We start from the raw sequence: 12411 nt of genomic DNA, 5'->3' as shown, positions 1-12411 counted from the left end.
CCGTTGTAGAGCTGCTCGCCCTGCCGCGGTGATCGCGTGCAGGCGCTTGTGGGGCGGCGCTCCTGTTCGACCCGCGTCTCGATGAGCCCGTCGGCGGCCATCTTCTCGAGTTCCTTGTACAGCTGCTGTGGCGTCGACATCCAGAAGTTTGCGACCGAGGCATCGAAGCCTTTGGCCAGGTCGTATCCAGACGCCTCTCCCTCGAGAAGTGCGGCCAGCACCGCGTTGCGTAGCGGCATCGGGTCAGGCTATCACGAAGCTTGTCTAATCAATTAGTTGTCTATTAATGGTCTGGACATGGAGGCAATGCGGGGCTACGGTTCCTCTCAATACTCAACTAATTGTCTATAGGAGGTGTTCATGCATCCGTTCCGTGAAGGGGTCGAGGCCCGCGATACCGCGGCCAACGAGGCGCTGCTGGCCGACGACGTCGTGTTCACGAGCCCGGTGGCTCACAGGCCGTACCGGTAAGACGCTCACCGCGGGGATTCTGCGCGCGGTGATCGAAGTCTTCGAGGACTTCGTCTACGTGCGTCAGATCGAGTCCGAAGACGGCCACGAGCACGCCTTTCGAGGCCGCCGTCGACGGCAAACAAATCACCGGTTGCGACTTCTTGCATTTCGATGACGACGGCAAGATCGATGACTTCATGGTGATGGTGCGTCCGCTCTCGGCGGCGCAGGCGCTGGCAATGCGCATGGGGCAAAAGTTCGACATCAAAGCTGAGGCCACCGCATCGCTCCTGCAGGAGACGACCGACGTCTGAGTCGAGGGCGGGCGTCGATCTCGCTCACCTGATCGCAGCCGCTCGGCACGGCCGTCGAGCTGCCAGGCTTCTCCTTCGCGAGCCGTCGGCAAGCAGTTTCACAAAGTTATTCGGTGCCGCAGTGCACCACGAAAGGTTCCCATGGGTCACTACAAAAGCAATGTCCGCGACCTCGAGTTCAATCTGTTCGAGGTGCTCGGCCTCGACGCGATCCTGCGATCCGGTGACTTCGCGGGCTTGGACTCCGACACTGTTCGCGCCATGCTCGCCGAAGCGGCGCGCCAGGCCGAAGGGCCGGTGGCCGAATCGTTCTCGGACGCGGACCGCCATCCTCCGGTCTTCGACCCGGTGACCCATACGGTCGCTATACCGGACAGCTTCAAGAAGTCGGTGCGGGTCTGGCAGGACTCGGAGTGGTTCCTGCTCGGAATGCATCAAGACCTCGGGGGTTCTGCGGCGCCGTGGCCGGTGACCTGGGCGCTCAACGAGCTTCTGCTCGGGGCCAATCCCGGCGTGTTCTTCTACATGCTGGGGCCGGTGATGGCCGATGTACTCTACCGCGTCGGCAACGACGAGCAGAAGCGGTGGGCGAAGCTCGCGGTCGACCGCCGGTGGGGCGGGACGATGGTGCTGACCGAGCCGGACGCGGGCTCCGATGTCGGCGCCGGCCGCACGACGGCGTACCAGCAGGACGACGGCAGCTGGCACATCGACGGTGTCAAGCGTTTCATCACCGGCGCCGAGTCGGACGACTTGGCGGAGAACATCTTTCATCTGGTCCTCGCGCGTCCCGAGGGAGCTGGGCCGGGCACCAAGGGATTGAGTTTGTTCTTCGTGCCGAAGTTCCATTTCGACCCGGCAACCGGAGAACTCGGCGACCGTAACGGGGTGTTCGTCACCAACGTCGAGCACAAGATGGGCCTGAAGGTTTCGGCGACCTGCGAGCTGACCTTCGGCGCTCACGGTATACCCGCCAAAGGCTGGCTGGTCGGTGACGTGCACAGTGGAATCGCCCAGATGTTCAAGGTGATCGAGAACGCACGCATGTCTGTCGGCACGAAAGCGATCTCGACACTGTCCACCGGATACCTCAACGCCCTCGACTACGCGAAGTTCCGCGTGCAGGGCCCGGATCTGACCCGGATGACCGACAAGACCGCGCCACGAGTGGCGATCATTCGACACCCCGACGTGCGCCGCAGCCTGATGATGCAGAAGGCCTACGCCGAAGGACTGCGCGCGCTGTACATGTACACCGCCGCGCACCAGGATCCGGTCAGCGCGGCACAGGTTTCCGGCGCGAAACCGGACATGGCCCGGCGCGTGAATGATCTGCTGCTGCCGGTGGTGAAGGGGGTCGGCTCCGAGCGGGCCTACCAGTACCTGACCGAATCGTTGCAGACTTTCGGTGGTTCCGGGTTCCTACAGGACTACCCGATCGAACAGTACATTCGTGACTCGAAGATCGATTCCCTCTACGAGGGCACCACTGCGATCCAGGCCATGGACTTCTTCTTCCGCAAGATCGCCCGCGACCAGGGCGTCGCCTTGGCCCATCTGCAGGCCGCGATCTCGGACTTCCTCGAATCCGACAGCGCGGACCCACGCCTGGCAGGCCTGCGCATCAGCTTGGCGACGGCACTCGGACATGTCCAGGCGATGACCGAAAGCCTTTTCGCTTACCTGATGGCTGCCCAGGAACGACCGGAGGAGCTCTACAAAATCGGCCTCGCATCGGTGCGATTCCTGATGGCGTTCGGCGACCTGTTGATCGGGTGGCGGTTGCTCGAGCAAGCCGAAATAGCCCTCACGGCCCTGGACGGCCGACCCTCCGACCTTGATCGCGAATTCTATGAGGGCAAGGTCGCCGTGGCCGACTTCTTCACGACAACCGTCCTCCCAGACCTCGCCGCGGCCAGACAAGTGGTGGCGTCGGTGCAATCCAATCTGATGGAGCTTTCCGACGGGGCGTTCTGAGGCTCACCCACAGAGTTGATCGCTGCAGAGAACGCCGGCAATGATTGGGGGGATGAATCATCCCGGCGTTTCCGGAGATTTTGATGTTCCCCGGGTTTCTCGGAGTCAGCGATCTATCCACGGCGCACCGTGCCTCGCGACCGCATCCACGCTCTGCGAGGTCTCCTACGGCATGGTGGCAGTCTATGTGCCTACGACTATCGTTCTCGGGGTCAGGGTCGCGGCATGCACACGAAGCCTGACCGTCGCCGCACGAAGGAGCGGTGTCTCGATCTCCAGCCGGCCAGCGGTCGTCAGAAGATCGCCGAGGATCGTCTCGACCTCGGTGCCTCTCCCGTCCAGGAAGTCTCGGTAGAGGGAGGTCGTGAATTGTGAGCCGGGGGTGGTCAGCGTCGTGGTCACGCGTGCGATTGCTTCGGCTCGGACGGGGTGGCCGGATCGTTCGAAGACTACGGCGGTTTCGTCGATGATCGCGGTGATCGCCGCCGAGCCATCGTCTTCGGCGACGATCCGGCCGACCGGTCCGCCGAGCAGGACGGTCGTGATTGCGCCGGCGGCCATGAAGAACCATTTCTCCCACATGTCCTGCTCGATCGTCGACGAGATGGCGTAGTCGATCTCGGCGGCCGAGAGTTCCGCTGCGATCTGGTCCAGAACCGGAGTTCGGCTTCCATCGAGCTCGCCGTATGTGATGTGCGCACCGGGGGCGAGCATCAGAATCCGCCCTCGCGCGTCCAGTTGAGTTGCGACGATACCGACGCCGCCAAGGGCTGCCCGTTCACCGAAGCGCTCGCGAATTGTTTCGATGTGACGAATGCCGTTGAGCAGCGGAAGGATCCTCGTGTGCTCCGCCACGGCGTGCGCGATGTCGTCCAGAGCCGGCAGCAGTGCGCCTGCCTTCACCGCCAGCAGCACCAGATCGTAGGGCTCGGTGAGTTCAGCGGCTGTCAGCGCACGAACCCGCGTGGTCGTGGCCCCTTGCGGTCGCATGAGAGTCAATCCATGCGTTCGGAGCTGAGCGACGCGCTGGCCGCGTGCCAGAAAGTTTACGTCGCGCCCAGCGGCGACGAGTTCAGCGCCGAAATATCCGCCTACCGCGCCGACGCCGACGATAAGGATTCGCATGGGTCGCTTCTCTCCTATGGCGCGAAAGACTTTCCGGTCCCAGGATGGGAAGTCTTCGCGGTATCAATGTTCGTTGGTTCGGCCGGCCGGTGGCGAATGAACAACACGGTGGGTATCACGATGGCGGCAATTATGGTGGCGGTGACCAGGGCGCTCAGGTGGGATGCGTCGGTGAAGGCCCGTCGGGCGCTGTCTGCGACGAGTGATGCGAGTTCTGTTGGGAGACGGGCGGAATCGTGGTTGCCGCGCTGTGCCGCGTCGACCACGGAGTCGATCGTCTGCTGCGGGAGATGGTGCTCGGTCAGCCGCTCGCCGAGTCCGTCGCTAAATTTGGTGGTCAGGATGGTTCCGGTCACGCTGGCGCCGAGCACGTTTCCGAGTTGCCGGAACATGTTGACCATCGCGCTGGCCATCCCTGCCTGGGACCGGTGGACGCTGATGACCGCGGCTGCGGTGGAGGGGGCTACGAGCAGTCCGGTCCCGATGCCGACAATGATGAGACCCGGCCACAGTCGGGAAGAATCCGGGCCTGCCTCGATCGCGCGTAGCGCGAAGATCCCTGCGGCCATGACGATCAAGCCGACCGTCAATATGACCTTGAAACCGATCCTGTGCGCGATTTTGCCGGCGAGGGCGCTGATGAGGATGAACGGCACGAACATGGCGAGCGCGCGGACACCCGCACCGAGCGGGGTGACACCCTGGACGTGCTGGCAGTAGAGGACCACGAGCAGGGATGTGCCGGTGAAGCCGAACATGGTGGTCGCGGCCACGGCCATGACCATGGTGAATGAACCCGATCGGAAGAGCTTGATGTCGATCATCGGATCGTGGTGCCGAGACTCGTACCAGGCGAAGATGACCAGCGAGACCGCGAAAGTGGTGTAGGCGCAAAGGATTGCAGTCGAGAAGTAGCCGAGTGTCTTGCCCTCGATAATGGCGAAAGCCAATGAGGCGACAGCGATCGTGCCCAGCATGAGGCCCACGGGGTCGAGCTTGCGGTCCGGTTGGCGACTCGCAGGCACGAAGAGAACGGCGCCGAGGAAGGCGATAACTCCGAGCACCATGTTGGTGACAAAGATCGAGTGCCAGGAATAGTGCTCCAGCAGCACGCCGGTCACGATCGGCCCGACGGCTAAGCCGAGGCCCGAGCTGCCCGCCCAGATGCTGACGGCCTCGGTGCGCTCGCGTGGGTCGGCGAACGTATGTGCCAGCACCGCCAGGCTGCTGGGCAGGATGGCCGCACCGCCGATACCGATGATCGCCTGGCCGACGATCAGCAATGCTGTGTCGTTCGCAGCGAAGGCGACGACGCTCCCACCGGTGAAGAGCACGGCGCCGACCATGAAGATGACGCTGCGGCCCACGATATCGGCCAGTGTCCCGGCCGCCAGGATCAGGCTTGCGACGATGAGGCTGTAAGTACTTGTGATCCATACAGTTTCAGTCGGTGACGCGTGCAGCTCGTCCTGGATCCGGGCTAGGCCGGTGATCGTCGAGGATACGTTGACGAAGGCCGTCATCGAGCCCAGGCAGAGCACCGCCAGTGTGAACCAGCGTCTGATGTTCTGGCCCGATCGCCGCTCCCGCCTTCGTTCGACAAGAATCTCGATTTCTGCAACCACGGGTGTGTTCCTTTGCTCGAACTTCTGAGGAACGAAGTCGGGCTCGACGATAGCATGCTGACTATATCAAGTAATAGTCAGATGGATCGCTGATCCCGGTCCCACCAAAACGCGGCGGCCCGAGCGAGCACGAGGCACACCAGTAGCAGGTGCGGCTGCACCCCGCAGGGAGAACTAGATCAGGAGGCAACAGACGCCGAAGGGGTGTGTGCGCTTGCCTCTGCGGCTAATGCGGCATCGAGCAGTACCTCTGCGGTCGTGCGCGCCTGTGCTGCTGATTCCTTGAAGTTCGAATGCATCTGCGCGCTGACGAAGACACCATTCATCAGTTGGCCGGCAAGAGAACAACGATGCCATCGTCGAGACAACCGTCGGCACCATGGTCTCCATTCGCGACAAGATCGACATGGGAAAGAGGCTCACCCCGGGAGTGTCCCCGCGAGTGTGACGCATCGCTGGTAGTGATATTCGGGGACAACGATTCCCAGTTCCATCTCCAGATACAGCGGCCCGTTCCCGTGGAAGCGCGGATCGGGTTTGTAGCTGTAATTCCAGACGTGATGCGGGTGATCACAGGAATCGCAATCCCCGCCGACACGCGTAGATCAACGTGTTTCTTTCGAAGGACCCGTCGGTCCGTCCGTGCCGGTGGTGCGGCCCGTTCCGCGGCAGCGCCCACCAGCCTGCACGGGGTTGTGACCTGATAGGAGCATGTCGCGCCGATACCGCCGTCCCCTGACTGGCCTGTCCAACCCCTCTTCGAGCAGGTCGACGACCGGAAGGACAGCAACGAGTTGGCGACGGCCACACAGCAACGATCTTCGTGGGGGTCGATACCCACGCCGACACCCATCATGTAGCGATCGTCGACGAACACGGCAAGAAGCCGACAGATCGCGAATTCCCCACGACCGCAGCCGGTTACGCAGGGATCGAAACTTGGCTCCGCTCATGCGGTGAGGTTGTTCGCGTCGGTGTCGAGGGCACCGGCTCCTATGGCGCGGAATTGACCCGCGATCTTCGCCGACCGGGTTACGACGTCGCCGAGGTGCCGCGGCCGAATAGACGGCTGCGCCGCACGCAGGGCAAGATCGACATGATCGATGCCTACGCCGCCGCGCGCCGGCTGCTCGACGGATCCGATGCCACGCCGCCGAAGAACCGCGATGGCGCCATCGAAGCCGTCCGTGCGTTGCGCGTGGCCCGCAATAACGCCGTCAAGGCCGTTACCGCCGCGCTCAACACACTGCGATCATTGATCACAACCAGCCCGGAAATTTTTCGTAACCAATTGCGTTCGCTCTCCCGCGCCAAACTGATCGCGACCTGCGCCGGGTTCCGGCCTGACTGCCTGCCTCACCGATCCGGTGCAGGCGACCAAAATGGCCCTGCGCTCGCTCGCGCAACGCGTTCTCGACTGCCAGGTCCACGCCGACCAACTGAAAAAGCACCTCGGCGACTTGCTCGAGCGGGTAGCTCCCCACACCATGCAGCTCTTCGCCCTCGGACCGGATACCGCTGCCGCCCTTGTTATTTCGACTGGCGACAACCCGGATCGACTCAAATCCGAGGCATCATTCGCCCGCCTTTGCGGCGTCGTGCCGATCCCGGCATCTTCGGGGAAGACCAACCGGCACCGCCTCCACCGTGGCCGAGACAGGCAGGCCAACCAGGCCCTGCACACCGCCGTCATCGTCCGGCTGCGATACCACCAGGACACGAAAACCTATGCGGCACATACCGCGACCGTCAGCAGCTCATGATCAGCGATCCGACAAAAGCCAACACGCAACGGATTCACGGCCCCGGTCGGCCGGTAACGGGAGTAGGTGCCTGCCGCGACCAGGCCGGTCGACAACCAGACATGCACTGCGGCGGCGGGTACGGCGACACCGATGACGAACGTCAGCCACAGGGCGCCCGTACCGTATCCGATCAGGACTTCCCGGGTTGTGGACGTGGGCCAGTTGATGTAGCACCAGTGCCCGAAAAGTATTGGGCTTCTGCTCCTGCCCACTCTGTCCAGCCCCTCCTTGATCGGATCCGCGCCGAGACAGATCGTCGGTCGGCCCGCACGGCGGATGGTGACAGCATCCCTGCTGGGATCGCAGATCGCGACGACAAACTACTGACGCAGATGGAATCACTCTCGGGCGGTGCGAGTCGGTTGCGGTCGTCCGATGCTTCCACGGACAGCCAGAGGGGAACGGGAAGATTTCGAAACAGAGTGAACCATCATGTGGTGCACAGCGTTTCTTCTGGTAAGCCGTCGACGGTGTGTCAATAGCGTCGAGCGCTGTTCGGAGATCTTGCGCTACCCGCGTACGCGAGACTGCACATCAAGAAGAAGAGGTTTCTACGTGATCAACGCCAAGAAGACAATTGCCGTGTGTGCGAGCGTAATCGGAATCACTGCCGGGATGGCGGTATTCCTCCCCGCGACGGCATCCGCGGCCACCTACGGTGGTCAGTGCGGTAAGGGATATGACGTGATCGATTCGCACGACATCGTCGGTGGCACCGCCTTTCTGACCTTCAACGGTAAGAACAATTGCGTTGTCACCGTCCGGGACCGGCCGGGGAAACCTGTGCGGATGGGCGCCGGGCTCCGGCGGTCAGGGGATAGTCGCGCCGTAGTCGTCGACGACGCTGAATACACCGAGTTCGCGGGTCCGGTGAAGGTCGAGGCAAAGGGCGATTGCATCGACTGGGGCGGCCTCATCGGTGATGACGAGTGGCAGGTATTCAAAGTGCACTGCGGCTGAACGGCACGTGCCCGTACCTGCTCATATCAGGCCGGTACGGGCTCGTGCGCAGGGGTCTGGCGGCAGCACCGATGCGTACTAGCGCCACACGGACATACTCAATTCGGCATGTGCCTGCGTCGCCGGAGCTGGCTCTGGCAGTGTCCGAGATCGGTTGGCGGACAACCGCTCCACGGGTGTGTGTGAGTGTGCGCTTTGTCGTCCTCGAGCCTGCAGTGAGGCAGCAGTCGGCGAGCAAGAATCATGGCAGGCGTTCACGATGCTGGATGAGGAACTCGACCTGATCGCCGTCGGCGCGGACCACCGGCTTGTTTTCAAGCCGGCGATCCTATCGCCGCCACGTAGCCCTGGCCTCCGAACCCGCACGGCGCCAACGCTTATGTAATCCGTGTCCAAACAATACTGGGTTCAACGCGACGGTCACGAATTCATCGACCAAATGCTTGTACGCCTCCCCAGGCGCGGCCCGGTAGCGGGCGAGCTGGTCGGGCCAGCTCGGCACCGACACGAAACAACACTGGCGGCAACACGATTTCGGCCACCACACCCCGAACAACCCGAACAAATAGCCCTGACACCGTGCGCGGGACCAGTTCGCGGTGTGAAGCGGATAGATCGGGTGACGGCGCCCACCCATCGTGACCGAGGTGTCGCGGGCGATCCGCCCAGTCTCCTCGACATTGAACCCGACCGCGTGGATGTAGGGTTGGTGACCCAAATGGGTTGCGCGCCAAGCATCGAGCGGTTGCCCCTTTGCCTTGGCTGAGCACGTGCACTGCCCACTCAGTGTCGGCATGACACCGTTGCGGCGGTGCTCGGCACTGAGCGGGTAGAAGCCGTTTTCGTCCGGTCGGGATGCAGCCGTAGCGGTGTGCGGGTGTCCTGCAAGACCACGATCCCGTCCGCGATGCTCGGACCCGCTCGCGCGACCAGCCGCACCCGACGCTGAGCCAGCAACGGCAGGACATGCTCGGCGACCAGATCGCAAGTGCTCGACCACTCATCCCATCGACGTCGTCGAACATCTGGGCCACTCCTTTCAGCGGGCAGGGCCAATCTGGGTCAGGGGTTCCAATCGGCGATCGCGGGTATCGTCGTGCTGGCATTGGCTTCAGCGATGACCTCGGCCATGGACACATCCAGACGGAATCGGTGGCCGATGTTGTGCTCGACCGTGGCGTACTGAGCCGCCAGTTCCGGCTGGAGTTGGGCGGCACGCACGAGCCCGCTGAGAAGATGCGCAGAACACACACGGGGCCCTGGGAAAGCCAGCGGAGTAGGCAGGATGCGGGCGTGTGCCTGCGGCGGCGATGCGTGACCAGACGGTTTCGAGGTTCCGGGAATGGATCGGCGGAGCGCCCGTCGCGGTCCGTGTGTGGCGGGCGCGACCGTGTGGAGTACGAATCCGCTGATGCACCTGTCGGACCGGTTCGAGGCGCTGGTGCGGATGCTGGCGACTGTGGCGATGCTGGCTGCGCTGGATCGCGAGGGCGGTGGGGACGGCGGGCTATAGCGTGGCGGCGGCGCGGATCAGCGCGGACAGTGCGTCGAAAGTCGTTGTCACGCGTACCACCGAACGGTGATCCGCACGGTCTGAAGGCCACCTCTTCTGCCACGGCAGGTCTCGAGATCCCACTCCGCCAGCGATGCCTGTGATATTCGTTACGGCCACAGGGACGCGATTCGACGACCGAGGGGCTCGATGAAACCGCATTACGTGTATCGGTGGGTGAACAATCATGGGTTGATCCGCCTGTTCAAGAAGATACCGCTCCGCCGTGGTGATCTGTTCGCTCAGTTGATCGGCAGCGCGAAGGGTATCGAGAATCCGTACGCTCTGATCGAGGAGATGCGCGGGGAGGGTGGGTTGCACCGTGCGGTTCCGGTATGGATCACCTTCGATCACGATATGGTCCGGGAGATACTGCGCGACAACCGTTTCGGTGTCGGTATACCGACCGTGTTCGGTATACCGCAGCCTGTTCTGCGCGCGCTGGAGCGTCGGCCCCTCCCGCCGACCCCTGTCGATCCGCCGTCGATGCTGGTGATCGACCGACCCGAGCACACGCGGATGCGCAAACCGGTCAGCGCGGCCTTTAACCCGCGTGCCGTCGCTCGGCTGCGCGACAGGATCGAGACGGTCACCGAGGAACTGCTCGCGACGCTCCCCGACGACGGGCCCACCGATCTGGTGGCGCGATACGCGGCGCAGGTGCCCATCGCCATCATCTCCGAGATGCTCGGCTTCCCGGACTCTGACCGCGAGATGTTTCTGCGCTGGGGCGATGACATCAGTCCGTTGCTCGACCTTGGAATCTCCTGGCGCACGCACCAGCGGGCGATGGAATCCTCGGAGCGGGTGCACCAGTATCTCGTCGAGCACGTCGAGCGCCTGCGCGCCGAACCCGGCGACGATATTCTCAGCAGCCTGGTCACCGCAGGCGATCTGTCCACCTACGAACTGTGCGCGTCGGCGACCCTGCTGATGGCCGCAGGCTTCGAGACCACGGTCAACCTGATCGGCAAGGGCATCATCTGGCTGCTTCGCCACCCCGATCAGCTGGACCGGTTGCGCGCTGAGCCGGAACTCTGGCCCAATGCGGTAGAGGAGATTCTCCGGATCGATCCGCCGGTGCAGACCACCGCTCGCACCACCCGGACAGCGTTGGAGGTCGGCGGTGTCCGGCTGCGCGCGGGGTCGACGGTGGTGCTGTCGCTGGCCGGTGCGAACCGCGACTCTGCCGTGTTCACTGACCCGGCACGTTTCGACATCACCCGGGACAACGCCAAGAATCACCTGTCCTTCAGCAACGGTAGCCATGCGTGCCTGGGCGCCGGTCTGGCCCGTATGGAAGCAGCGCACGCCCTGCGCGCCCTGTTCGAGGCGTTTCCGGACCTGCGATTGACCGATCCGCCTACGCGGCGGCCGCTATTCACCCTGCACGGTTACCAGCACCTTCCTGCACACACCGGTCCGCGCGTCCGCAGCCACCAGCCCATCAGCTGATCTGCACCTGCAGCGCGTGCTCGCGGCAGGAAAAGGGTTCGTGCGCCGACGATCTGATCGCCGAGCTGACCCAGCTGTCGAGCTACCACACCGACCTAACCGCCCCGGGAACCATGTGGGGTCGGAGCCGAGTCTCGTGCACACGTCCGGGAAGGACGATCGAGGCTCGGCTCCGCCGGATCCGAATGGTGCGGTCAGGCGTAGGTGAAGGGTATCCCGGCCCTTGTGCCGACCGTTGTGGTGACTGTGACTTGCACCGTGCCGGTCCCAGGGGGAGTGACCGCGAGAATCAGCGTGTCGGACAGCACGAGATACAGGGTCGCCGGGGTGGTGCCGAAGGTTACCGCGGTGGCGCCGGAGAATCCGGTGCCGGTGAGAGCCACGGACCCGAGGACGGTGAGACGGCAGTTATAGCAGGCATGATGGTGCCTCCGTGTCGGTCAAGAGGGTGCGCAGTGTGCAACGGGTTGCTCTGCGCTGGGGTCGGCCGACTCTTGCCACGGTGCGGCAATATCCAGTAACGCCCCTGAACCGTCACTGGCGCAAGACATCTCGTGATCCGCTTTGGTTCGCTTTTCCGGATGTGCTGCCGGGCAGCCGAAGCTGGGGATCGACAGCCCTGAACACCGGCGGATCGCTGTCGACATGAGGGCGGGACGATGGAAGCGCGGTCGGTTGCGAAGCAGTGAACACGGGTGTCGGACGCGGATAGGAGAACTCGAGGCCACCGGCCGCGAGATCGGCTCGTTCACGGTCATGATGCGCGGCCTGCGCGGCGAGCAACTCTCCGAGTGGATCGCAGAAGTCCGTGCCGATGCCCCAGTACTACACTCGTTCGTCACCGGCCTCCAACACGACTTCGCGGCCGTGACGGTCGGATTGATGCTGCCGTGGAGCAACCGTCCAACTGACGGCACCGTCAATTAATGAAAGCACCTCGAGCGCCAGTGCTTCGGCAGGGCGAAGCTGGACTTGCGAAGCGGATCTGCCCATGCACCCCATGCCGGAGAACAACTGCGGCCGAGTTGATCACACTGTTTGCGCCAGAACCCATCACCGTGGCTGGTGACAACGACACTCCGATCATTGAGCCAGCCACCCCTCCGCACACCCGTCACCGGATGCAACCGCTTGCGCGACATGCA

At 63.4% G+C, this 12411-nt stretch carries 10 protein-coding genes and 3 pseudogenes; 8 read left to right on the top strand and 5 right to left on the bottom strand.

The genetic code is table 11. The features are described 5' to 3' along the window. Positions 1-239: pseudogene (locus AB0J47_RS31830) on the bottom strand (PadR family transcriptional regulator); the annotation flags it as partial. 121 nt (positions 240-360) lie between these two features. On the opposite strand from AB0J47_RS31830, the pseudogene AB0J47_RS31825 reads away from it, so the two are divergent. After that, a pseudogene (locus AB0J47_RS31825) lies at positions 361-767 on the top strand (nuclear transport factor 2 family protein). A gap of 141 nt (positions 768-908) precedes the next feature. Then, positions 909-2744, top strand: a complete 1836-nt coding sequence (locus tag AB0J47_RS31820) for an acyl-CoA dehydrogenase (protein ID WP_364354477.1) — start codon at positions 909-911, stop codon at positions 2742-2744. 183 nt (positions 2745-2927) lie between these two features. Here AB0J47_RS31820 and AB0J47_RS31815 read toward each other — a convergent pair whose 3' ends face one another. Both AB0J47_RS31815 and AB0J47_RS31810 read right to left on the bottom strand, forming a co-directional pair. Then, positions 2928-3869, bottom strand: a complete 942-nt coding sequence (locus tag AB0J47_RS31815) for a 2-dehydropantoate 2-reductase (RefSeq protein WP_364354474.1) — start codon at positions 3867-3869, stop codon at positions 2928-2930. Between the two features lie 14 nt (positions 3870-3883). Next, positions 3884-5494, bottom strand: a complete 1611-nt coding sequence (locus AB0J47_RS31810) for an MFS transporter (RefSeq protein WP_364354471.1) — start codon at positions 5492-5494, stop codon at positions 3884-3886. A gap of 823 nt (positions 5495-6317) precedes the next feature. Here AB0J47_RS31810 and AB0J47_RS31805 point away from each other — a divergent pair. The 3 genes and pseudogenes from AB0J47_RS31805 to AB0J47_RS31795 all read left to right on the top strand — a co-directional run. Next, positions 6318-6746, top strand: a pseudogene (locus AB0J47_RS31805) (transposase); the annotation flags it as partial. Positions 6747-6876: 130 nt separating this feature from the next. Continuing rightward, the gene (locus AB0J47_RS31800; protein WP_364354468.1) at positions 6877-7257 is read left to right on the top strand and encodes an IS110 family transposase; all 381 of its coding nucleotides are present in this window, start codon (positions 6877-6879) and stop codon (positions 7255-7257) included. Positions 7258-7854: 597 nt separating this feature from the next. Then, on the top strand, positions 7855-8259 hold the full coding sequence (locus AB0J47_RS31795) for a spore-associated protein A (protein ID WP_364354465.1): 405 nt from the start codon (positions 7855-7857) through the stop codon (positions 8257-8259). A 1062-nt stretch (positions 8260-9321) separates the two neighbouring features. Here AB0J47_RS31795 and AB0J47_RS31790 read toward each other — a convergent pair. Then, a complete protein-coding gene (locus AB0J47_RS31790) occupies positions 9322-9510 on the bottom strand; it encodes a hypothetical protein (RefSeq protein ID WP_364354462.1) in 189 nt (62 codons plus the stop codon). Between the two features lie 91 nt (positions 9511-9601). On the opposite strand from AB0J47_RS31790, the gene AB0J47_RS31785 reads away from it, so the two are divergent. Together AB0J47_RS31785 and AB0J47_RS31780 are read left to right on the top strand one after the other, a co-directional pair. Next, positions 9602-9772, top strand: coding sequence for a hypothetical protein (locus AB0J47_RS31785; protein ID WP_364354459.1), 171 nt, complete (start codon positions 9602-9604; stop codon positions 9770-9772). Positions 9773-9961: 189 nt separating this feature from the next. Beyond that, on the top strand, positions 9962-11266 hold the full coding sequence (locus AB0J47_RS31780) for a cytochrome P450 (RefSeq protein WP_364354456.1): 1305 nt from the start codon (positions 9962-9964) through the stop codon (positions 11264-11266). A 194-nt stretch (positions 11267-11460) separates the two neighbouring features. Here AB0J47_RS31780 and AB0J47_RS31775 read toward each other — a convergent pair whose 3' ends face one another. After that, positions 11461-11649: an IPT/TIG domain-containing protein gene (locus AB0J47_RS31775; protein ID WP_364354453.1), complete on the bottom strand. Its 189-nt coding sequence runs from the start codon at positions 11647-11649 to the stop codon at positions 11461-11463. Positions 11650-11941: 292 nt separating this feature from the next. Between AB0J47_RS31775 and AB0J47_RS31770 the strand changes: the two genes are divergently transcribed. Next, positions 11942-12193, top strand: a complete 252-nt coding sequence (locus tag AB0J47_RS31770) for a hypothetical protein (RefSeq protein WP_364354450.1) — start codon at positions 11942-11944, stop codon at positions 12191-12193. Positions 12194-12411: the final 218 nt, after the last annotated feature.

It is taken from the genome of Nocardia sp. NPDC049737 (assembly GCF_040674755.1).
GTDB lineage: Bacteria > Actinomycetota > Actinomycetes > Mycobacteriales > Mycobacteriaceae > Nocardia.
Note: the sequence above shows the minus strand (reverse complement) of the source record. Positions and strands in the feature narration are given on the sequence as shown.